At 66.6% G+C, this 22,790-nt stretch carries 20 protein-coding genes; 16 read left to right on the plus strand and 4 right to left on the minus strand.

The window, feature by feature from the left end:
- Positions 1–3 precede the first annotated feature (3 nt).
- The 5 genes from mraY to V4558_16430 are packed head-to-tail and all read left to right on the plus strand — an operon-like array spanning position 4 to position 6,336.
- Entirely contained in the window at positions 4–1,131 is a 1,128-nt protein-coding gene (mraY, locus tag V4558_16410) for a phospho-N-acetylmuramoyl-pentapeptide-transferase (GenBank protein ID MES2307085.1), read from the plus strand.
- Positions 1,128–2,429 carry a UDP-N-acetylmuramoyl-L-alanine--D-glutamate ligase gene (gene murD, locus V4558_16415; protein ID MES2307086.1) on the plus strand — a complete coding sequence of 434 codons (1,302 nt, stop codon included), beginning with the start codon at positions 1,128–1,130 and terminating at the stop codon, positions 2,427–2,429. Before mraY ends, murD begins: the two co-directional genes overlap by 4 nt.
- Positions 2,426–3,574: an FtsW/RodA/SpoVE family cell cycle protein gene (locus tag V4558_16420; protein ID MES2307087.1), complete on the plus strand. Its 1,149-nt coding sequence runs from the start codon at positions 2,426–2,428 to the stop codon at positions 3,572–3,574. Before murD ends, V4558_16420 begins: the two co-directional genes overlap by 4 nt.
- Positions 3,571–4,665 (plus strand): undecaprenyldiphospho-muramoylpentapeptide beta-N-acetylglucosaminyltransferase, encoded by a 1,095-nt coding sequence (gene murG, locus V4558_16425; protein ID MES2307088.1) that lies wholly within the window; start codon positions 3,571–3,573, stop codon positions 4,663–4,665. Before V4558_16420 ends, murG begins: the two co-directional genes overlap by 4 nt.
- 36 nt (positions 4,666–4,701) lie before the next feature.
- Positions 4,702–6,336: a D-aminoacylase gene (locus tag V4558_16430; protein MES2307089.1), complete on the plus strand. Its 1,635-nt coding sequence runs from the start codon at positions 4,702–4,704 to the stop codon at positions 6,334–6,336.
- A 1-nt stretch (position 6,337) separates the two neighbouring features.
- Here V4558_16430 and V4558_16435 read toward each other — a convergent pair whose 3' ends face one another.
- The 4 genes from V4558_16435 to V4558_16450 are packed head-to-tail and all read right to left on the minus strand — an operon-like array spanning position 6,338 to position 10,702.
- Positions 6,338–8,896: a hypothetical protein gene (locus tag V4558_16435; GenBank protein ID MES2307090.1), complete on the minus strand. Its 2,559-nt coding sequence runs from the start codon at positions 8,894–8,896 to the stop codon at positions 6,338–6,340.
- Positions 8,896–9,717, minus strand: a complete 822-nt coding sequence (locus V4558_16440; protein MES2307091.1) for a hypothetical protein — start codon at positions 9,715–9,717, stop codon at positions 8,896–8,898. The genes V4558_16435 and V4558_16440 overlap by 1 nt, the downstream gene beginning before the upstream one ends.
- A complete protein-coding gene (locus tag V4558_16445) occupies positions 9,714–10,169 on the minus strand; it encodes a DUF4402 domain-containing protein (GenBank protein MES2307092.1) in 456 nt (151 codons plus the stop codon). The genes V4558_16440 and V4558_16445 overlap by 4 nt, the downstream gene beginning before the upstream one ends.
- A gap of 26 nt (positions 10,170–10,195) precedes the next feature.
- The gene (locus V4558_16450; protein MES2307093.1) at positions 10,196–10,702 is read right to left on the minus strand and encodes a hypothetical protein; all 507 of its coding nucleotides are present in this window, start codon (positions 10,700–10,702) and stop codon (positions 10,196–10,198) included.
- A gap of 433 nt (positions 10,703–11,135) precedes the next feature.
- Here V4558_16450 and murC point away from each other — a divergent pair, with 433 nt between their 5' ends.
- Genes murC through V4558_16505 form a run of 11 tightly spaced genes read left to right on the plus strand, consistent with a single transcriptional unit; the run spans position 11,136 to position 22,788 of the window.
- Positions 11,136–12,509, plus strand: a complete 1,374-nt coding sequence (murC, locus tag V4558_16455) for a UDP-N-acetylmuramate--L-alanine ligase (protein ID MES2307094.1) — start codon at positions 11,136–11,138, stop codon at positions 12,507–12,509.
- Positions 12,506–13,186, plus strand: a complete 681-nt coding sequence (locus V4558_16460) for an FtsQ-type POTRA domain-containing protein (GenBank protein MES2307095.1) — start codon at positions 12,506–12,508, stop codon at positions 13,184–13,186. Before murC ends, V4558_16460 begins: the two co-directional genes overlap by 4 nt.
- A complete protein-coding gene (gene ftsA / locus V4558_16465) occupies positions 13,183–14,439 on the plus strand; it encodes a cell division protein FtsA (GenBank protein MES2307096.1) in 1,257 nt (418 codons plus the stop codon). The genes V4558_16460 and ftsA overlap by 4 nt, the downstream gene beginning before the upstream one ends.
- Positions 14,440–14,471: 32 nt before the next feature.
- Positions 14,472–15,668 (plus strand): cell division protein FtsZ, encoded by a 1,197-nt coding sequence (gene ftsZ, locus V4558_16470; GenBank protein MES2307097.1) that lies wholly within the window; start codon positions 14,472–14,474, stop codon positions 15,666–15,668.
- A complete protein-coding gene (locus tag V4558_16475; GenBank protein ID MES2307098.1) occupies positions 15,668–16,936 on the plus strand; it encodes a M23 family metallopeptidase in 1,269 nt (422 codons plus the stop codon). Before ftsZ ends, V4558_16475 begins: the two co-directional genes overlap by 1 nt.
- A 15-nt stretch (positions 16,937–16,951) precedes the next feature.
- Positions 16,952–17,683: a 1-(5-phosphoribosyl)-5-[(5-phosphoribosylamino)methylideneamino]imidazole-4-carboxamide isomerase gene (gene hisA / locus V4558_16480; GenBank protein ID MES2307099.1), complete on the plus strand. Its 732-nt coding sequence runs from the start codon at positions 16,952–16,954 to the stop codon at positions 17,681–17,683.
- Positions 17,680–19,461 carry a hypothetical protein gene (locus V4558_16485; GenBank protein MES2307100.1) on the plus strand — a complete coding sequence of 594 codons (1,782 nt, stop codon included), beginning with the start codon at positions 17,680–17,682 and terminating at the stop codon, positions 19,459–19,461. The genes hisA and V4558_16485 overlap by 4 nt, the downstream gene beginning before the upstream one ends.
- Positions 19,462–19,476: 15 nt before the next feature.
- A complete protein-coding gene (ftsY, locus tag V4558_16490; GenBank protein ID MES2307101.1) occupies positions 19,477–20,394 on the plus strand; it encodes a signal recognition particle-docking protein FtsY in 918 nt (305 codons plus the stop codon).
- A gap of 2 nt (positions 20,395–20,396) precedes the next feature.
- Complete coding sequence (locus V4558_16495) at positions 20,397–20,870, plus strand: hypothetical protein (protein MES2307102.1); 474 nt, start codon at positions 20,397–20,399, stop codon at positions 20,868–20,870.
- Positions 20,867–22,381, plus strand: a complete 1,515-nt coding sequence (locus tag V4558_16500) for a hypothetical protein (protein MES2307103.1) — start codon at positions 20,867–20,869, stop codon at positions 22,379–22,381. Before V4558_16495 ends, V4558_16500 begins: the two co-directional genes overlap by 4 nt.
- Complete coding sequence (locus V4558_16505; GenBank protein MES2307104.1) at positions 22,381–22,788, plus strand: MaoC family dehydratase; 408 nt, start codon at positions 22,381–22,383, stop codon at positions 22,786–22,788. The genes V4558_16500 and V4558_16505 overlap by 1 nt, the downstream gene beginning before the upstream one ends.
- Positions 22,789–22,790: the final 2 nt, after the last annotated feature.

Raw genomic sequence — 22,790 nt, forward strand, 5'->3', positions numbered from 1 at the left:
CAGATGCTCTACCATCTTCTCGCGCCCCTCGGCAAGTCGAACCTGCTGTTCAACCTGTTCAACTACATCTCGTTCCGGGCGGCGGGCGCGATGGTCACGGCCCTGCTGATCGCCTTCGTGGTCGGGCCGGGGATCATTGCCAAGCTGCGGGAGCTGAAAGTCGGTCAGGTCATCCGCGCCGAAGGGCCGGCGACGCATCAGGTCAAGCGTGGCACGCCGACGATGGGCGGACTCATCATCATCGCTGCCACCGTGATCCCGACGCTGCTCTGGGCGCCGGTCACGAACCGGTTCGTGCTGGTCACGGTCATCGCGATGCTCTGGTGCGGCGCCATCGGCTTCATCGATGACTACCTCAAGGTGGTGGAGGGGCGTCCGCGCGGTCTCGTGGCCAAGTGGAAGCTGATCGGGCAGGTCTCCTTCGGTATCACGCTGGGCGTGATGCTGGTGAAGTTCCCGGTGGTGCCACCGGCCACCATTCCGGCTGCGGCGACCACGGTACCGTTCTTCAAGTATCTCCTCGTGACATTCGCCCCATGGCTCTACGTGCTCTTCGTGACTGGCGTGGTCACCGGCTTTTCCAATGCGGTCAATCTCACTGACGGGCTCGATGGGCTCGCGACAGGGCTCTCGATGATCGGAGCCTGCGCATTCGCGTTCTTCGCCTATGTTCTCGGCCGAATTGATACCACGGGCTACCTGAACCTCTTCTACTTGCCCGGCTCGGGTGAGCTCGCCGTTTTCTGCGCTGCCCTGATGGGCGCCTGCCTGGGTTTCCTCTGGTTCAATGCCCACCCCGCGAAGGTGTTCATGGGTGACACTGGATCGCTCGCGCTCGGTGGCGCGTTCGGGACGATGGCGATTCTCCTCAAGTCGGAGTTCCTGCTCGTCATCGTCGGCGGCGTCTTTGTGGCCGAAGCGGTGTCGGTGATGCTGCAGACCTCGGTGTACAAGTACTTCAAGCATTCGCGCGGTCGCGAGTACGCCGATTCCCATCGGGTGTTCCGGATGGCGCCGCTGCATCATCACTTCGAGAAGCTTGGCTGGGCTGAAACCACCGTTGTGGTCCGGTTCTGGATCCTCGGAATCTTCTGCGCGCTGGCGGCGCTCGCCACACTCAAACTGCGATGAGTCGCCTCACTGTCTGGCAGCAGGATCGCCGCGAGGTTGCGGTGGCCGGCTTGGGGCGCAGCGGGATGGCTGCGGTGCGACTGCTCGAGTCGCTCGGCATCGCAGTCTATCCTTCCGATGCCGCGCAGGAGGGGCACGATCTGCTCCGCATCGCGAAATGTCAGGCGCTGATCCTTTCGCCCGGCATTCCCCCGGAAGCTGAGGTGGTGCGAACGGCGCTGGCTGCCGCTGTGCCCGTGCTCGCCGAGGCGCAGCTCGGCCTCGATGCGCTCGCCGGGATCCCGTACGTCGCGGTCACCGGCACCAATGGCAAGACAACCACCACAGCACTCGTCGACCAGATCTTCCGCGGCGCGGGGCGGGCGAGTGTGGCCGCTGGCAATATCGGTCTGGCGCTCTCCGCGGTCGCGCTGCAGGAGCCGCGTCCCGAGTGGCTGGCGGTCGAACTCTCGTCTTTCCAACTGCACGATATGCCCGATCTGGCTCCGACAGTTGGCATCCTCACCAACCTCGCCGCCGATCACCTCGATCGCTATCCCGGTATCGACGCGTACTATCTCGACAAGGCCCGGCTCTTCACCAACGCCTCACCATCCTCGATCTGGGTGAGCAACCTCGATGACCAGGATTCGCGGGTGATGGTCGGCGGCGTGCAGGGGCGACACCTCGCGTTCACGACGCGCTCAGGTGCAACCGCCGACGCCTGGTTCGATCACGAGGCACAACTGTTGATGCTTGCGGGCCGAGCGCTGCTGCCGCGAAGCGAGTTGCCGCTGCTGGGCGATCATAACGTGGCGAATGCCCTCGCGGCTTCGCTCGCGGCGCACGCGACGGGCGTAGGGCACGAGGCGATTGCTGCAGGCCTGCGAGCCTTCCGCGCCCTGAGTCATCGGGTCGAGCCGGTGCGCGAGGTTGATGGTGTGCTGTGGATCAACGACTCGAAGGCCACCAATATCGCATCGACGATGGTTGCGCTGCAGGCAATGACGCGCCCCTATGTGTTGCTGCTTGGTGGCCGTCACAAGGGTGAGCCGTACACCGGACTCCTTCCTGCACTGAAGCCGCACTGTGTCGCAGTGGTGGCCTACGGCGAGGCCGGTGACCTGGTCGAGGCGGATCTCGCGGCGAGCGTCCAGGTGGTGCGCGCTGGCGCCTTCGAGGAAGTTGTCGCCGTGGCCAAGAGGCTCGCGCCCAGAGGCGGCGCGGTGCTGCTCTCGCCGGCCTGCTCCAGCTACGACATGTTCAAGAACTATGAGGAGCGCGGCGCGACGTTTCGCCGGCTCGTCGAGGCGATGTGAGCGGCCCGTCGGTCCGTCACCCCGGTGAATTCCGCTGGGAGACCCGGCTGCTCGCCGTGGTGACGCTCACGCTCACGGGCTTCGGTGTGGCGAACTGTCTCGCAGCCGGCACCTATCTCGCCACCTCCTATCGCGAGGCAACGCAGCAGGCGCTCGCCGCGCTGGTGGGCGGCGTGGTCTTCATCATCGCGGCCTACACTGACTACCAGCTCTGGCGCCGCCTCGCCAAGCCGCTGCTCTACGCCACCCTTGCGGGACTGATCGTCCTCGCGATCCCCGCGCTGATCTGGCGGAAGGAACGAGCGCCGGGGTTTGTCGAAGCAATCGCCCCGCTGAAGCTTGGCGCGAGGCGCTGGCTCCGCCTCGGCATCCAGCTCCAGATTTCAGAGATTGCGCGCTTTACGCTCGCAGCCTGGGTCTCGATGCGGCTCGCCGAAATGGGAACGAAGATCCGGAACCTGCGAGAAGGCTTTCTGCCGATCGTCGGTGTGATTGCGGGAACTGCCGGCCTTGTTCTGGTTGAACCTTCGGTGACAATGGCGGTCGTACTTACTGCGACCTGCATCGCGATTGTGTTCACGGCAGGTGCCAGGATTCCACATCTGTTGGCACCGGTGGCCATCGGGCTGGGCGGGCTCGCCGCCATCATGGCGATCGATCCGGTGCGCGCCAAGCGGTTGCTGGCGTTCTCCGAGCCATGCGCCGCGATCGATCAGGTCTGCAATTCGCTGATCGGTATCGGGAGTGGCGGGGTCACCGGCCTCGGGTTCGGCCGCGGGAGCGCCAAGCTCGGGCACTTGCCGTTCAGTTACTCGGACTTCCTCTTCTCGGTCGTCGCCGAGGAATGGGGCTTCGTTGGCGTGATCTTCGTGGGGATCTGCTTCGGGCTCTTCTGCTGGATGGGTTTCCGGATAGCCAAGACGGCGCGCGACCCGTTCGGCACTTTCCTGGCTTCGGGGATCACTCTTGGCATCGGCGTGTCCGCGTTCATGCACGCGGCCGTCGTCACCAATCTGATGCCGGCGACGGGGCTCACGCTGCCCTTCATGTCGGCCGGGCGGGTCTCCCTCATTCTCTGCCTCTTCTCGGCCGGAGTACTGGTGAGCATCGGGCGACGGCGGGGTCGGCCCGCGCGAGAGAAATGACGACGATTCTCTTTGCCGGCGGCGGGACTGGTGGCCACCTGATGCCCGCGCTTGCGATCGCGGCAGAGGTGGGCCGACTGGAACCGTCATGGCGCCTCGTGTTCGCCGGAGCGACACGAGGCATCGAAGCTGCGGTGCTTCCGGAGCGAGGGCTACCGCATCGACTCCTTCCGCTGGAACCGTTCTACCGGCGTCAGTGGTGGCGCAACGCGCGCTGGCTGGTGCAGGGGCCGCGATTGGTTGCAGGAGTGCGCAGCCTGCTCCGCGACGAACAGCCCGCTGCCGTGATCGGTACTGGCGGCTATGTGAGCGGACCCGTGGTGTGGGCGGCTTCGCGGCAGGGCATCCCGACCGGCATCCTCGAACTGGATGTCCACCCCGGCTTGGCGACGCGAATGTTGTCGAGCCGGGTGCGGGAAATCTGGACGGCGACGCCCGAGGCGATCGAGGCGCTCGCTCCGGCGGCTCGTGCGCGTGCGATGGTGACCGGGGCGCCGATCGTCCCGCCGGACGCTGAACGGCGCGGCGCAGCCATGCTGCGCTTCGGACTCTCCGACCAGCGACCGGTGCTGGTGGTGACCGGCGGCAGTCAGGGCTCCCTCGCCATCAATCGCCTCGTTGCAAGCTGGCTCGGCGCCGGAGGGGCGGCAGAGGCGCACGTGATCTGGGCCACGGGGCGAGCGACGTATGAGGAGTTTGCGGCGCTGCACCATCCGCCGCACGTTACCGTGACGCCGTTTCTCGAGCCGATGGCCGATGCCTGGTCGGTCGCCGATCTCTGCGTTGCACGGGCGGGAATGATGACGATAGCCGAACTCTGTGCCTGGGGAATTCCCTCGGTACTGATTCCGCTACCGACCGCGGCGGCCGATCATCAGACGCGGAACGCGTCGGCGCTCGCGAGTGCAGGCGCCGCTGTCCTCCTCCAGCAGGGCGGGCTTACCGCGCACAAGCTCGGCGAGACGCTCGACCACCTACTCATCGACGGAAGCCGTCGCGCAGCGATTGCTACCGCGGCGCGATCACGGGGAAGACCCGAAGCGGCCGCCGCCATTGCCCGACGCGTGGTACAGCTCGCCGCGCAGGGGTAATCGCACCACCCACGCAGCAACCCGGAGCGCGTTCCGATGTCGAACTCCCGACGGTCCTTTCTTGCTTCCAGTGGCTCGGCCCTCTTCGCCCTCGGAGCATTTCCGCGAATTCCCGTGCGGCGCGCCACGTGGGACATCGTGATTCGTGGTGGCACCGTATACGATGGCCTGGGGCGTGCCGGGGTGGTTCGCGATCTGGCGATCGCGAATGGCCGCATTGCGCGCATCGCGGCGCGGATCCCCGAGCGAGGGAAGGAAGAGTTTGCGGCACGCGATCTCGCCGTGGCGCCGGGTTTCATCGACATTCACTCCCACGGAGACGGATCGCTCGAGCAGGACCCCCGTGCCGAGTCGCTCATCCGGCAGGGTATCACGACTATCGTTGCGGGCCAGGATGGTGACTCTCGCGCCGTCGGTATCGACGATCGCTCGTTCACCTCGATGTTTGCTGCGCTCGACAAGGGAAGGCCCAGCGTCAACGTCGCGGCGATGATCGGGCTCGGCTCGGTGCGTGGCAAGGTCATCGGGGCAGGGGATCGCCCCGCGACGTCGAGCGAGCTGGCCGAGATGACGGCGATGGTCGAGCGAGCGCTGGTCGAGGGGGCGTGTGGTGCCTCGAGCGGACTTGAGTACACGCCTGGAGCATTCGCGTCCCGCGAGGAACTGATCGCGCTCTGTCGGCCCCTGGCGCGTCGCCGGCTGCCGTACGCGACGCACATGCGCAACGAGGACGACCGACTGCTCGAGGCGGTCGACGAAGCGATCGCCGTGGCCCAGGGCGCCGGGTGCCCATTGCAGATCTCGCACCTCAAGACGCAGGGCCCGGCCAATTGGGGCAAACTGGATGCCGTGTTTGCGCACATCGACACCGCACGCCGCGCCGGGCTCGATGTCGCCTTCGATCGATACCCCTACCTCGCCTACCAGACCGGGCTCACGAATCTCTTTCCCGTCTGGAGTCGCGACGGCGGCACTGATGCGTTTCTCGGGCGACTCGCCGACAGCACAGTTGCACGGCGGGTACGTCAGGAGGCGCTCGCCAAGGTGGCGTCGATCGGGGGCTGGGAGAACGTCCTGGTGACCGGCGTGCGCGCGACGCAGGACAGCGTGGTTGTCGGCAAGCGCCTCGGCAGCGTGGCCCAGGAACTTGGAGTAGACCCGTTCCAGCTCGCGATGGACTTGCTGCGGCGGAGTCGCGGCAATGTCGGCATGGTGGGCTTCGCGATGAGCGAAGCCAACCTTGAGCGGATCCTCGCTCACCCGCTGGGGATGGTGTGCAGCGATGGCGGAGCGGTGGCGATCGATGGACCCACCCGCCGCGGTTCACCGCATCCGCGATCGCTGGGAACCTTTCCGCGCGTGCTCGGGCGTTACGTGCGGGAGCGCAAGGTCCTCAGGCTTGAGCAGGCCATCCACAAGATGACGGCTCAGCCGGCAGCAAGGGTGCATCTCGCCGACCGCGGACAGCTGGTCGTGGGAGCGGCTGCCGATGTCGTGCTGTTCGACCCCGCCACAGTCAACGACAAGGCGACCTTCGAAGCGCCGTTCCAGTACCCCGTCGGGATCGACACAGTGATTGTGAACGGCACCGTGGCACTCCATGCTGGCGATCGCGTCGGCAGTGGCCGCGGCACTTCACTCCGACCGATCGCGGTAGCCCGGCGCCGTTGAGTCAGTGCGCGGCTGTGGCGCGCGGCTCGAGACGGAGCCGCACGCCGTCGACGATCGCGCCGTCGGGGCTCGTGACGATCCGGATCGGCACTGCCGCGGAGGTCATCGCGAGGAGGTCGAGTTCGCCCGCATCGGGCGTAAGGGTCCAGGTTCCTGGTCGCAGCCCTACCGCATAGAAGCCACCGTCCACGAAAGTGCGCAGCGAGATTCGTTCCGCGCTCCCGGCGCGTGTCAGGCGCAGCAGCAGGCCGGACACTCCGGCACCATCGTTTCGTTGCACCGTGCCTTCGACCACACCGCCGACAGACAAGGGCAAGTCGAGCGTGACAAAGCGATTCGCCGAGGGGGTCACCATCGCCTCGCGAAACGGCGGCACCAGATACGGCGCTGACAACGAGGTCGTGTCGATCGACACGCGCGTCGCCGTGTAAGGGGTGAGGTCCCAGATGTTCCAACGGCCATCGGCATCGGTCGTTGTCGCGACGCCCGCCGCCACCACGCGCAACCCGGCAACCCCTTCTTCCGAAGCAACGCAGCGGCCGTCGCCATTGGCGTCGATGCAGGCACGACCGGAGAGTCCGCCGCGCGAGAGCGCGGGCTGGGCGCGCGTGACGACACGATTGCGTGTGGCGTCGACGACCAGGGAGCCCTGCACGCTCTGCTGGACCGAGGCGGTGCGGCTCTGGTCTATCGACGTCGTGGTACGGAACGATGGCAGGTCACCGACCATCAACAGGGTGAAGTGGGCACCGCGCTGGCCAGCGCGCCACGATACACCGGTTTCGATCCGGACGTTCCGGCTTACTCCGACGCCGGTCGCGAGGCGGAACTGATCGCTCCCGGCCAGACTGGAGAAATCGATTCCCGCGCGAATGGTCGCCCGTCGCAGGATCCCCGAACCGAGTGACGCGGCGAAGGCGTCGAGTCCCGCGGTGAGCGACCCCGTGCGCGGACCGCTGCCGCTCCGGCTCTGGTCGGCACGGACGGAAGCCAGCCATTGCAGCCGGCCGATGCCGGTCGAGAGCGCGATGCGGCCCCCGACTGCGCTGCCGTCGCCGCTGCGGTACCGCTCGAGATTGGCGTCGAGCGATGTCGCCCCATGCCGCCAGCCGATCGTCGCTGTGACCTGGTCTCGACGCGCGAGTGGTGTGAGCAGGGGATCGACTACACTGGTGTCGTATTGTGCCGCGGTGAGCGACGTGCGAAGCGAGCGCGTGGGCGACCAGGTCAGCGTCGCCTGGGTGACGGCGCGCGAGACAGTCGTCAGGTCGACATCGAGCCCGGGCGTCACCGCGCCGTAGAGCGCCAGGTAGGGATGCGAGAGACGGCCCGCATCACCGCGCCAGAATTGCTCAATGCCGGCGCGGGCGGTCCAGCCGCGATGCACGCCGAGGCGCAGGTCTGCGTTCAGCGTCGCATTGCAGCGGTCGCTCCGACACGCGCCGGCAGAGAGACCCCAGATCAGCTGACCACTCGCGACCGCATCGGGATGGACACCCCATGCCCGGGAGAAGCGTCGCACTTCGCCGAATGGGCCGTACGCGACGAACTCCACCGCGTTTTCGCCATACTGGACGGGCACATCGAGCCGGAAGCGCCCCGAGGCATCGACGGAGTCTTCGGCAACGAGCCGGCCGCCGCGCCACGCTTCGATGTCCCACCCCGGCGCGATGTTGCCACCGAACGGCAGCAAGCCGTAGTCGTCGGGGCGAGCGAGCGGCGCATTCGAGACCGCAAAGCCGCGCGCCGTGCGCGCGTGGGGCCCGGTGGTGACCGCATCACCGATGGCCAGCTGGGCGATCCCCGTTGCCGACGGCCAGGCCTTGAGCCAGCTCGCGTCCACTCTCTGACCGCCACCCGCGCTGTGCGAAAGTGTTGCGGTGATCCCGCCACCGAGCAGCTCACTGCCACCACCGAGATTCCAGCTGGCATCGCGCGTCGAGAAGTGCTGTAGTGGCGATTCGACTGCGTAGTCGATCACCAGCCCGGAAAGGTGCGATGGCGCCGGGGCAATCGCCACCGGGGTCATGGTCGCATCGTCGGCGAGTGCAGCAGCCTGGCGAAGGGCATCGCGCCGGGCACGCTGCGCAATTGGCAGCGCGTCGGGGTCGAGCAGCGTCACCGTGAGGTCTTCCCAGTCGACCTGCAGGTCGGTGCCGATCAACCCGCCGAGAAACCGGCTCGAGATGTAGGGCTCGCCGCCGAGGACGGCCGACGAGCCTGCTGGAACCCGCACGCCTCGCTTGCTGTGCTGGTTCGGTGCCGGCGCGAAGTCGAGGATGACCCATTCGCCTGTGAGGGTGGAGCGGAACGTGAGCCGCGACGGTCCGAGATCGGTGGCCGCAATCTCGGCGAGTCGCAGCACCTCATGGATCGGTAGCAGTGCATCGCCGCTGCGCCGGTACGCCGTCATCGTCTTGCTGGCGAGCCGTCCGATCCGGACTTCGACCAGCGTCGCCTCGTCCGGAGTCGCGGTGGTCGTGTACCGATTCCCCTGCTGGGCAGGCAAGCCTTCGGCTGCCCCCGCAAGGAGGGTCAGTACTACCAACCACCGGAGCATCAGAGGAGAATGTCGAATTCAGCGCGAACAGGGGGCGCCTGAATCAGCGCGCCGACATCGGCATCCGGGCGTTCGGTCCGGGCTTCGAGGCGGAGGCGGTAGTGACCTGCGCCAAGGCCGGCAGACGGGAACTGCAGGCGAGGCTCAGCCGACTGATAGACGGCGATCGGGAGTCGGCCTTCGCGCACAACGCGCCCGGCGCTGTCGACCAGCGTCGCGTGTACCTGGCCGATGAATGCGGCATTGCCATCACGGTGCATCAGGAGCCGGAACGCCACCGAGTCCTCCAGGCGCGAAGCGGAGGCAGCATCAAATGAGAGTGAGGTGGTCATTGGTCCCTTGCGATAGTAGATCGGCAATAGCGTGCGGACTTCGAGAGCGAGGCCGACCTGGATCCCGGCCGAGTCGGTGCGCTCGACCGGCGTGCTGGCAGCGCGGGTGGTGACGGCAAGTCGTGCCCAGTATTCGCCGCCCGACAACTCCTGCGGCGGCCGGGCGAGCAAACGGACGGTCTGGCGTGCGAGCGGGGGCAGCGTGAACCGCCGCGGATACGCCGTGATCCAGCGCGAGGCCGACCCGGTGGTCGAGTCGTCGAGACAGCGGAGCGTGAACTGGCCGGTGCTGTCGGTCACTGGAAAACCGTACGCCGTGCCGACGGTGACTTCGATCGGCAGCGCCCCGGGGTTGTAGAGCGTGACCGTGCTCGAACGCAGCCGATCATCAATGACCACGGCATGCGGGGCGATACTGGCGCCTTGCGCGGCTGCAGCGGATGGCGCTGCGGCAAGGAGGGCGAGTGTCCAGCGAGTGAATCGAGTCACTGCAGTACCGCCACGGTCAGTGTAATGGTGCCGGTGTAGACACCGGATTGCTGGTTGTTCTTCGGTTGCACGGTCCCGCCGATCTTCACGAAGATGTCCGGCGACGTGGTGTAGCTGTATGTCTTGCTGCTGCCGGGATTGAACGTCGTCGTGGTACTGCCGGTGCCGATCGTCTGGATCGCAGCTGAGGTCGATGAGTAGGCGACTTTCAGCGTCGCACCGCCGCTCTTCACCAGCGTGGTCGGCAGCGTAAACGTGAGCCGAACCTGTCCGCCTACCCGATGCCTCACATAGAATCGTCCTGCGTTGACCGCGTCGGTCGGAGCGATGGTGCGATTCACTCCCGGTAGGTTGAACCCGAAGGTGAGTCCCTGCTGGCCCTGCACGGTGGCCTGGGCAACGCCGCGTTGCGTCATCGTCAACATGACGAGCAGCGCGACCAGAGATCTCACCCCACTGCGCGCGATCCACACCGAGGTCAGAAGTAGGCGACGGTGAGTGAGACTGTGCCGGTATACGCCCCGGCGACCTGAGCCGCCGTCGGCGAGACGGTCGCGCCGACGAAGACATACAGGTTGGTGGCGCCGCCGACGGTGGCGTTCGAGGCCGACGCCGACGGCGTGAAGGTGGTGCACCCCGAGGTCGTGTTGGTCGCATTCCAACAGCCATTCCAGCTGCCGATCGCGAGCGAGTTGGCGCCACTCGCCAGCGTCGTGGGGAGGGCGAAAGTCAGGGAGACGGCCTGACTCGCTTCAGCGACGATGTCGAACCGACCACTGGTGGCGGCAGAGACCGCGACGCTCTTGTTGACGCCAGGAAAGACATTGGCGAAATCGAGGTTCCGGGCTCCGGAGATGGTGATGGGGCGGAAGACCGTGGCGGTTGCCGTGATCGAGGCGCTCTGCGCAGCCATGGGGGTGGCCACAATGGCCAGGGCGAAGAGCGCGCTGATGCGCCGGCCAGCAGCTGCATAGAAATTCGACATTACGGTGTTTCCCTCTGAGACGTTGTGGGTGAAATAGCGTGGCGATACGGGGAGGCGCCGCGTTGTTAGACAGCAAGGGCAGGAGGTGTGCCGCGTCGAAATGGCGATAGTTAACATCCTACTAAACAATAACTTACGTAGTCTATCCACATCTGACATCGGCGACTGTCGTTAAGCTAAGCGTCTAGAAGGTCGACACTCGGCAAAAATTCGGAAAGCTTTAGCTGGTACCCTAAACTATTTGACAGCATCCGGTTGCATCGTTTTCCACAGCCCGCGGAGACCCCTCGCCCAGGGCACCGATGCTCACGTCGGTTCCGAATCGTGGTTTTTTGCGGTGATCTGCTCCCTTTCTCCTTTTTCGCGGTAGCACAATTGTCGAGAAGATTGACAGGTGAATCCGCCGAGGTAGATCGGTTATTCTTCGCGCCTCGTGGCTTCCCTCTTCGATCCGGCCGACCCCAGACCACTCCACTTCGTCGGAATCGGCGGGGCAGGGATGAGTGCGCTCGCACTTGCCGCGCGTCGTCGCGGCGTGGCAGTCACCGGTTGTGATGTCGAGGACACCGCCTTCGCCGATCTTGAGCGCGCGGGCGCGCGAACGCAGCTCGGTCCCGATGCCGCTCATATCCTCGGTGCGCGCGCGGTGGTCGTGACGGCCGCCGCCGCACAGGATCATCCTGAACTCGTCGCGGCGCGGATCGCCGGTATTCCCGTCGTCCCGCGCAAGGAAGCGCTGGCGGCCCTGGTCAATGGTCAGACGCTCGTGGCGATTGCCGGAACGCACGGCAAGACGACCACCACCGTGATGACGACGGAAGCGCTGCGAGCGGCCGGGCTACACCCTTCCGGACTCGCGGGTGGGCGAGTTGGCTCCTGGGGCGGCAACGCGTTGCTGGATGGCGACACGCTCTTCGTCGTTGAAGCGGATGAGTACGATCAGGCCTTCCTGACGCTGCAGCCGACGATTGCCGTCATCAACAACGTCGAGCCGGATCATCTCGAGTGCTACGGGTCGGTCGATGCGATGGAGGGCGCCTTTGTCGAATTCGCGCGCCGCGCCGACCGGGTGCTCGTCGGCACGGCAGACCAGGGGAGCGATCGAGTCGCGCAGGCGATCGGGGCGAAAGCGTGGCGCTTCGGGGTCGAGCAAGGGGACATCCTCGTCGTACCGCGTGACCTCAGCGCGAGCGGGTCAATCGCTGACGTCACCTTTCCGGATGCCCAGCGGGTCACGCTTCACTTGCAAGTACCAGGCGTTCACAACCTTCGCAATGCGACGGCGGCGCTCGGTGTTGCCTTCGCGCTTCGTGCGCCACTTGAGCCGGTACTGACAGCGCTGCACGAGTTCGCCGGCGTCGGCCGGCGCTTCGAGCGGGGCGGCGTCGTGGCAGGTGTCGAGTTCGTCGACGACTACGCCCATCACCCGACCGAGCTGGTCGCCACGCTGGCGGCCGCGCGTCAGGCCTACCCCGACCATCGTCTTGTTGCTGTCTTCCAGCCGCACCTCTACTCGCGCACCCGCGAGCACGGCGAAGCGATGGGGCGTGCGCTCGCCGCGGCCGACCTTGTCGTCGTGGCCGATGTCTATGGCGCGCGTGAGCAGCCGATGGAAGGAATCACCGGCAAGCTGGTGGCCGATGCCGCCGTCGCCGCTGGTGCCTTCGTGCTGTATGAGCCGAAGCGGAGCGCACTCGCCACTGAAGTCGCCGGCTTGCTCCGCGAGGGCGATGTCGTCTTCACTCTCGGCGCGGGCGATATCACCAGGGTCGGTCCCGAGGTGCGGGCCATTCTGGAGGCACGGTGACGCGCGGCGTGAAGGTGCTGGTGGCTGCACTCGTGCTGGCTGTGTCCGCCACGGTAGCGGTTGCTGCGCCGCGCATCCTGCACCGCGCCCGTTTCTTCCGGGTCCACGAGATCGAGGTCACCGGCCTGCGCTATCTCGACCGGGATGAAGTCGTCCGACGTTTGTTGCTCGCGCGTGATGCCTCGATCGCCGATCCGATTGCTCCAATCCTCGCGGCGGCCGAAGCCATCCCAGGGGTGGTCGCGGCCTCGGTCGAGAAGCGGATGCCCGGCACGCTGCGCGTCACGCTCCTCGAAGCGACGCCGGTGGCGCTCGCGGCGCAGTCGGAACGACTCGTCCTGCTGGATCAGCGGGGGCGTGTGTTGCCGTTCGATCCGGCGCGTGTCCCCGTCTCGCTTCCCATCGCCGAGCCGGACTCGGCCACGGCGGCCGTGCTGACTCGCGTGATGACAACCGACACCGGCTGGTTCGCGCGGATCGAACGAGCGCATCGCGAGGGTGGCGATGTGCTCTTCGACGAGGGGCCACACCGGGTCCGCCTGCGCGTCGGTGCGACCGCCGCAACCCTCCGCGCCATCTCGGCGGTGCGCGACTACCTTGACCGCAAGTCTGTCAGTTGGCGTGAAATCGACGCTCGATATCAGGACCGGGTCTTTGTCCGGAAGGGTTCCGCGTGACCGTACCAGTGCAGCGGCTCGTCGCCGCAGTTGATCTCGGCAGCACCAAGGTGACTGGACTCATCGGTGAGGTGACTGGTGATTCCCGTTCCTGGGGGCTGCGCATCCTCGGCGTCGGCGTCGAAAAGTCGACCGGGTTGCGCCGCGGAGTAATCCGTGATTTCGAGGAAGTCGTTCGCGCCGTGCACAAGGCGATGACCGATGCCGAACGTGTCGCCGGGATCGAAGTCGGGACCGTCTATTGCGGGGTCGCGGGCGAACAGATCTCGCAACGTGTTTCGCACGGTGTGGCGAGCGTCCCTGGCAGTGAGATCCGGACCTCAGACCTCGCACGCGTCAATGACGTTGCCAGCAACGTTTCGTTCGGGCACGATCAGGAACTCCTCCACGCGATTCCGCACGACTATCGGGTTGATGGACAGCCCGGCTACGCCGATCCGATCGGGATGACCGGTGAGAGGGTCGAAGCCGAGGTGTATCTCATTACCGCCCGGTCGAGCGCGCTGGCTCACCAGCGGAAGGCGATCGAGAAGGCGGGGTGGCACGTCGGCGAGTTCGTCCTTGAGCCGCTGGCGGGGTCGCTGGCGGTCCTCAGCCCCGAGGAGCGCGAGGACGGGGTGGTGATGGTCGAACTTGGCGGCGGGAGTACCACTGTCGCCATCTTTCAGGGTGGCAAGCTGCGCCACTCGGCCTCCCTCCGTTTTGCCGGGGGACACGTCACCGCCGACCTCGTCCACGGGCTGCAGGTGACGCAGGCCGAGGCCGAGCGGATCAAGGAGACGTGGGGGGCAGCGTACGAGTCGGTCGTCTCGGAGAACGAGGTGATCGAACTGCCTGCGAGCGGGGTCCACCCTGCCCGGCATGCCCCCCGGCAGTTGGTCGCGCACATCATGCGGATGCGGCTCCAGGAAGTGATGGAGCTGGCCTTCGATGAGATTGCCCGGAGTGGCTGGGCCATGGCAGGGCTGCCGGGGGGGGTCGTCCTGACCGGGGCGGCTGCGGCGGCCCCGGGAATGATCGAGCTCACCCGCGATGTCTTCGCGGCGCCGGTCCGGATCGGCGTTCCGGCCGACGGATTGCGTGGGCTTACGGACAGGGTCGCTTCGCCGGGCTTCGCGGTACCGGTCGGATTGGCCCTCTACGGTGCACGTCAGGTCGCCCTCGGGGGCGGGTTTGGCGCCGGTGGTCGCACGTCACCGGCGGTCGAGCGGATGTTTGCGCCAGTAAAGCGGTGGTTGCAGGATTTCTTCTGACCGGTCCTCGGGGGGGCGGTATGGTCGATGGGATGATTTTCGAGCTCGAGGAGCAGTCGGCGCAAAACGCCCGGATGAAGGTCGTTGGCGTCGGCGGCGGTGGCGGCAATGCCGTGAACCGTATGATTGAGGAACACCTGGCCGGAGTGCAGTTCATCTCGGTCAACACCGATGCTCAGGCGTTGTCGGGCTCACGGTCAGACCTCAAGGTCCAGATCGGGAAGAAGCTGACTCGCGGGCTCGGTGCCGGGGCACGCCCCGAGATTGGTCGTCAGGCCATCGAAGAGAATCGCGACGAGGTGCTCGAGCATCTCCAGGGTGCCGACCTGGTCTTCGTGACCTGCGGCATGGGCGGCGGCACCGGTACGGGTGCCGCGCCGATCATCGCCCAGATCGCCAAGGACATCGGGGCGCTGACCGTCGGAATCGTGACGAAGCCGTTCCTGTTCGAGGGACGGAAGCGGATGAAGCAGGCCGAGATGGGGATCACGGAGCTGCGTCGAAACGTTGATACGATGATCGTCGTACCGAACGAACGACTGCTCGCCGTGGTCGGCAAGGGGATCCCGTTTCAGGATGCATTGAAGAAGGCCGATGAGGTGTTGCTCAATGCAACGCGGGGGATTGCGTCGCTCATCACCTCGACGGGCATCATCAACGTGGACTTCGCCGATGTGCGTACCGTGATGCAGAACGGTGGCGCCGCGCTGATGGGCACCGGCATCGGGCGGGGCGAGAATCGGGCACTCGAGGCGGCACAGCAGGCGATCTCGTCGCCACTGCTCGACAACGTGTCGATCAATGGCGCGAGCGGTGTCTTGATCAACATCATCGGCGGCGACGACCTGACGCTCGGTGAGGCAACGCAGATCAGCGAGATCATCCACGATGCGGTGGGTGATGATGCCCAGATCATTTTCGGTGCGGGCAGCGATCCGCGCCTGGTGGGTGAGGTTCGCGTTACGGTGATCGCGACGGGCTTCGATCGTGCCGTGACCGGAGAGCCGGTGGTGGAGCGGAGTGTGCCGGGGCAGGTGCTCCCGTTCACGCCGCGCCGGCCGCAACCGAATGTGGCTTCGACGCCGATTGCGCCGACGACCATACCGGCCGCGAGCACCCCGGCACCACAAGCGGTGCCGTTTGTCCGACCGGCGCCGCCCGCACGACCGGCAGCACCTGATGTGTCCGATATGGAGATTCCGACCTTTATCCGGCGGCAAATGGACTGATGCTTTCACGACGCGTACTCCAGCTTCCCATCGCCGTTGCCGTTCTCGGCGCGGCCGCGATGTTCGCGGTCCGCGGCGAATGGCCCTGGACGCGTCTGACTGATGTCCCGACTGCCCGCCCGATTGTGGTGACCAATCCGTTCCGGATTGTTCGCGACACGCTGCAGAGTGGCGAGACCGTATCGGCCCTGCTGGCACGTCAGGGCGTTACCGGCTTGAATGTCGCGACCCTCGCGAGCGTGGTGCGCTTCGATCCACGCCGGATCCGCGCGGGCCTCGAGTTCTTCGTGCGGCGCAATTCCGACACCGACGAGCCAACCCACGTTGAGTTCCGACCGACCCCGGAGCAGCGGGTGCGGTTCGTTCGCGCGTCGAGCGGCGAGTGGAAGGGTGAGGCGGTACCGATCTACTGGGCAACCGATACCATTCGGGTCGGCGCCGGGATCGAGAGCAACCTCTATGCAGCGATGGACCGCGAGGTCAGCGAAGCAACGCTCGATCACAATGAGCGGGTGCGCCTCGTCAACGAGCTGGCCGATGTCAACGAATGGACGGTCGACTTCTCGCGTGACATCCAGCCGGGCGATCGCTTCGCTGCGGTCGTCGAGCGGCTGGTCTCCGAAGAGGGCGAGGTCCGGTTCGGGCGCATCCTCGCCAGCGAACTGGTGCTCGGCGGCAAGACGCTCAATGCCTTCCGTTTCGGCGCAGCGGGCACGGCTGCAGCGTTCTACGATGGCGAGGGGAAGGCGCTGAAGCGCTCGTTCCTGGTGACCCCGGTCGAGTTCCGCTACATCTCGAGTGGCTTTTCGCGGGCACGCTTCCATCCGGTGCTCGGAATCATGCGCAAGCACGAAGGGCTCGACTACGCTGCCGCCACGGGAACACCAGTTCGCGCGGCCGGTGACGGCACGGTGCTGCGCGCCGGCTATGGTGGCGGCTACGGCAACCTGGTCGAGGTTCGTCACCGTGATGGCGTGACCACTCGGTACGGTCACCTCTCGCGCATCGCGACGGGACTGCACCCGGGGATGCACGTGACGCAGGGACAGGTCATTGGTCGCGTCGGGATGACCGGGCTCGCCACCGGACCGCATCTGCATTACGAATTCCGCGTCGACGGTGTCGCGCGAGATCCGCGCTCGATCAAGAGCGAGGCTGGCGCTCCGCTGCCGGGGAGTTCCCTCGCATCGTTCCGTTCCCAGCGCGATGTCCTGCTCCAGTTGCTCGGCCGCCGTGCGCCGGGCAACTCGTCGCCACTCGCCGGGTAGCTCCTCCGCATCTTGATGGACCTCTATCCTGCTATCGACCTGCGCAGTGGCCGCGTCGTGCGCCTGTCGCAGGGCGAGGCTGAACGCCAGACGGTGTATGGGAGCGACCCTGCGGCGCAGGCTGCCGCGTTCGTCGACGACGGCGCCCGATGGGTACACGTGGTCGACCTCGATCGCGCCTTTGGTGGTGGCGAGAACGACGCCGCGGTTGCGGCCATTGTGGGCGCGGTGGCAGGGCGTGCGCGCGTACAAGTCGGTGGCGGTGTTCGATCGCTCGCGCGCGCGGCGGCTCTGATGTCCCTTGGGGTCAGCCGAGTCGTGGTCGGCACGGCGGCGGTCGAACAGCCGGAATTGCTCGACGCCATGGTGAATGAAGTTGGCGCCAGGCAGGTCGCTGTCGGCATCGATGCGCGCGATGGCATCGTCGCGTTGCGCGGGTGGACCGAACTCTCGCCGATCCGCGCGATCGATCTCGCGCGGCGGGTCGCCGATCAGGGAATCGGGACCGTGATCGCGACCGATATTGCGCGCGACGGCATGCTCGGCGGGCCCGACATCACCGGATCGCTGGCCATCGCCGCGGCACTTGCAACGGCACCCGACCCAGATCTCATCGTTTCCGGCGGCGTTGCCACGCTTGATGACCTGCGCACCATCGCTGCCGCCGGACTCGGTGGTGCCATCGTGGGGCGTGCGCTCTACGAGGGCCGCTTCACGCTGCGTGAAGCGCTCGAGGCGGCGGGATGACGTTGCCGGTCATCGTCTCGCTGCTGGTCGCGCTGGTTGTCGGTGCGGGGACGGCGTGGTGGAGCTGGCGCGACCGGCTCGACGCCTGGCCGGAGCGCGTGGCGGCGTTCGCACGCGCGCTGGCGATCGCGGCCCTTGTGCTGCTCCTGCTTGATCCTGGTATTGCGGGCCGCGTGCTCGGCCGACGAGCCATTGTACTACTCGACAATTCGGTATCGATGCACGCCGCGGGCGGGCACGCGCAAACGGCGGCGGCGCTGGCAGCTACTCTCGGCGACACGACGACCTTTGGCGAACTCGCGCCGGGGGAGCCTGGCGCGCACGCAACGCTGGCCGACGCGCTCACTGGGGCGCTCGCGGGCGGGAGGCCGGTCGTTGTGGTCACCGACGGCGAGATCGCCGACACCGCCGCAATTCCTGCCACGACACGCGAAGCGATCAGCGTGCGCGTCACGCCGCGAACTCGCGGTCCTGATATTGCCGTCGTGGAACTCCGGGCGCCGGCGCGGTTGAGCGCCGGTGATACTCTCGCCATCGAAGTTGAAGCGATGCGAACTGCGGACGCGCCCGATTCGGTCGCGATCGAAGTACGCAACGGGAAGAGTGTCCTGCTGCATGGTACGATCCGCTTTGCCGGCGCCCTGCGTGGCAGGATACGCTTCAGTGGCGCCCTGCCGGCTGGTCTCTCGGGTGTGCAGTGGCTCGAGGTCGCGCGCGCCGGTGGCGCCGACGCGGAACCGGGCGACGATATCCGCTGGTGGCTCCTCACCATCACACCGACGCCCGGCGTCGTTGTGCTGGCCGCGACGCCCGACTGGGATGCTCGCTTCCTCTACCGCACGCTCCGTGAAGTGGTCGAGGTCCCGGTGCGTGGCTATGTCCAGCTCGAACCCGGTGCCTGGCGTCGAATGGATGACCTGCGGCGGGTCGCGGTCGCCGAAGTCACCGCGGCCGCGAAGAGTGCTGATCTGCTCGCTGTGCGTGGTGTCACCGCACCCTGGCAGACCGCTGGACGCGCACGCCTGCTCTGGGCGCCCGGAGAAACTTCAGGCGATTGGTACCTGGGTGCCGCTGGTGCGTCGCCGGTTGCGGGAGCGTTCGTCGGCGCACCGATCGATTCGCTCGCCCCGGCAAGTGCGGTCACTGTGCTCGACGCGCCGACGGGAACGGGCTGGGTCGGGGCGACCGCCCGTCTGTCGCGGCGTGGGGCCGAGGTGCCGGTGCTCGTGGGCCGCGATGGGCCCGGGGGGCGTACGGCCGTGCTCGGCGCTGATGGCCTCTATCGCTGGGCGTTCCGTGGTGGTGTGAGCGAGCAACTCTGGCGCGGGCTCATTGCCGGGACCGCCTCGTGGCTTCTGGCGGCCCCAGGCGTCGATGGCGCGCGCGCCTTGCCGGTGGCAAGTGTGACCGAGCGCGGCCGACCGGTCCGATTCCGCTGGACCGGTTCGGGTGCGGCCACACCGATTCCAGCGCGCCTCGACAGCGACGGCGCGACTCTTCACGATACCCTGCGTTTCGACGGGAGTGGTGAAGCCACCCTCGCGCTGCCGGTGGGTCACTATCGTTACACGCTTGATGGGGGAGGTTCTGGGGCGTTCGGTGTCGAACCGTTCTCGGTCGAGTTGTTGCCAGCGGCGATTTCCCTGCCGGCACACACTGCGACGGTTACACCGACTCCGCTCCCCCGTTCGCTGCGAGAGGCATGGTGGCTCTTCGCCCTCGCCGCGTTGGGCCTCGTGACGGAATGGCTGTTACGTCGGCGCTTCGGGCTGCGCTGACCAGGGAGTGGAGTAATGGCGCGAGCAATTGGCGGCAAGCTGGGAATCTGGCAGCGGATCAAGCGACTGGCGCTCACCGACGTGGGTGCACTTGCGCGCGGACTCAAGGCAGACGATCTCGAGCAGGTCGAGCGCGTCCTGCTCGAAGCAGACTTCGGCGTTCCTGCCACGCTCGAGCTGGTGGATTTTCTCGAGGGCGAAGTTCGCAAGGGAAAGGTCAAGAACGATACCGACCTGCACGCAGCGCTGGTGGACCGGCTCGCGAGCATGCTGGCGGGTAACGGCGATCCTGCGATGCTGGCAGCTCCAGCGAGCGGCCCCACGATCGTGCTGGTGATTGGTGTCAATGGTGTCGGCAAGACCACGAGCGTGGCGAAGCTGGCGTACCGGCTCTCGAAGCAGGGGAAGCGCGTCCTGCTCGGCGCGGCCGATACCTATCGTGCTGGCGCCATCGCCCAGCTCGAAACGTGGGCCGAGCGGCTAGGGATTCCTTGTGTCTCGGGGGCATCGGGCGGTGATCCTGCGGCGGTCGCGTTCGACGCGGTCGAAGCCGGAATGGCGCGCGGTGTCGACGTGGTACTGATCGACACCGCTGGCCGGCTGCACACACAGGAAGGGTTGATGGCCGAACTGAGCAAGGTAGTTCGCGTGGTGGCCAAGAAGCTCCCTGGTGCTCCGCACGAAGTGCTGCTCGTGCTGGATGGCACGGTGGGTCAGAACGCCGTGCAGCAGGGGAAGCAGTTCGCCGAAGTGGTTCGCCCGACCGGATTGATCGTGACCAAGCTGGATGGCACGGCGCGGGGTGGGGCAGTGGTCGCGCTGCGTCGGGAACTGGCTATTCCGATCCGGTTCGTCGGTGTGGGCGAACGCCCCGAAGACCTGACCCCGTTCGACGGTCGGGCCTGGTCGGAGGATCTGCTGGCGGAGGGGTGAGCGTGCACCGTGTCCGGAGTGCGGCACTCGCAGCAGTGGTGGCTGGAGTCCTCCTTGTCGGAGCTGCATACCTTGCGACCTGGGCTGGTCGCGCGCCGGCATTCGCGCTCTACGCGATGATCGCCGGCATTGCGCTCCAGGTGAGTGGGATCACCATCCTCGGCGGTGCGCGACCCGGGCGAACGAATCGACCTGTCCTGATTGCTGCAGGCTTCCTGGCCGGCGTCATCATTCTCGGATTCGGCGCGGCGGCGCTGCTGCCGCCCGAGAACATTGCCACAGGACCATACTTCCTCGGACTGCCTCGTCGCGCCGCGATCATCCTCCTCGGCGTCGGCGTACTGCCTTTCCTTGTGCTGCCGTTCCTCTATGCCGCCGATTTTGACGCCGGTGGGCTCGATGAGAGTTCGCTCGAGCGCCTGCGAGACGAGTGTCGGCGACTGCGCGAGACCCACACTGGCAAGTCCTCCTCGTGATCGGGGTCGAACTGTTGCTGCAGACGCGGGCACTCTCGGTAGCCGCGGATCCTGAAATCGTGTGGGTCGCGCTCTTCTACCTCATCGTCTGCGCAGCCATCGCGATCTGGGCCGTCCGCCGAACCCGCGATGCGCGCGACTACTTCGTGGCGGGCCGGGGCGTCGGGCTCTGGGCGCTCGCGATCGCCGCCATGGCCTCGGCCCTGTCGGGTTTCGGCTTCATCGGTGGCCCGGGGCTGGTCTATACCATCGGCCTCGGCGCGGTCTTCATTGTACTGCCGGCGTCCATCACTGGGGCGATGACGGCATGGGTGTTGGCCAAGCGGATGCGATTGCTCGGCGAAGTGCGTGGATTGATCACGATTCCTGACGCGCTTGGCGCGCGCTATCGCTCGCCTGCGCTGCAGGGACTCGCGGCGGTGGCAATTCTCATCGCGATCATCGGGTATGCCGCGACGAACTTCCTCGCCCTTGGATTCATTCTCGACGCGGTCTTCCACACCGGGCTCAGTCGCGGCATCTGGATCGGCGCGGCACTGATCCTGGCGTATACCGCGCCCGGCGGAATGCTGGCGGGGATCTACACCGATGTCTTTCAGGGGAGCGTGAAGGCGGTGGCGTCGGCTGCCGTCTTCATCACCGCACTTCGGAGCGGGGGCGGGATGCAGCGGCTCGCCGAGACCATCAGCGGCAGCGACCCGGCCTGGTTCGGGCCGTGGGGAAAGCTTGCGCCGGTTGCCGCGCTTTCGTTCTTCTTCGTCTTTGGGCTGGGTGCGTTGGGGCAGCCCCACGTGCTGCACAAGTTCTATATGCTGAAGGATGCGCGGCGGCTGAAGTGGTACCCGCTGGTGATGACGGGCGCGATGCTGCTGGCGCTGCTACTCTTGGTCGGCGTCGGCTTTGCCGTCAAGGCCGCGGTCGTGCGCGGAGACCTCGCGGCACTGGGGCGGCCGGATGATGCCACTCCGACGTTTCTGCTGCACTTCGCGACACCCCTCCTCGCCGGTGTGGTCTTCAGCGGGGTAACCGCCGCGATCATGAGCACCGTGAACTCCTTCCTGAATGTCGGGGCGGCTGCGGTCATGCACGACCTCCCGATCGCGTTCGGGCGGCGGGTGACGCGCGAGCTGTTTGTGGGGCGCGCGGTCACCGTCGTGATCACCCTCGCGGGAGTGGTCCTCGCCCTCAAGAGCGGGGTGCTGATCGCGCTGCTTGGGATCTTTGGCTGGGGACTCTTCGCATCCACGCTGGTCCCTTCACTTGCCCTCGGCCTTTGCTGGCCGGGTGCGACGCGGCGCGGCGCCATCGCATCGGTCTGGGTGGGGCTGGTGGTCACGCTGCTTGGGGAGACACTGGTCTGGTCGAAACGGCTCCTCCTCCCCGCGGGCATCACGGCGTCCGGGCTCGCGCTGCTGCTGTCGCTGCTCACGTTTTTCGTGGTCTCATGGCTGACACGAGCCGATGCCGCAGGCGATCTCGATCCGGATGTTCGACTGATCATGGAGGGGTAATGCGATTCGCGGAGCTGGAGATCGGAATGGCTGCGGAGGTCTCGAAGATGATCGGGATCGAAGAGATCGACGCGTTTGGGGCCCTCACCGGCGACCGGAACCCGCTGCATTTCGATCAGGACTTCGCCGAGCAGAGTCGCTTCGGGGGGATCATCTCGCACGGGATGCTGACCGCGAGCCTCCTCTCGACCGTGCTCGGAATGAAGCTTCCGGGGACGGGGGCGGTCTATGTCAGCCAGAGCCTGAACTTTCTGGCCCCAGTGCGGCTCGACGACACGGTGACTGCGAGCGTGGTGGTGGTCGAGTTGGTGCCGGGGCGGCGCCGGGTCCGGCTGCAGGCGCGCATTGCGAACCAGCGGGGCGAAACGGTGATCGATGGGGAAGCCTGGATGTTCCTGATGGAGTAGCT

The organism is Gemmatimonadota bacterium (assembly GCA_040388535.1).
Lineage (GTDB): Bacteria > Gemmatimonadota > Gemmatimonadetes > Gemmatimonadales > GWC2-71-9 > Palsa-1233.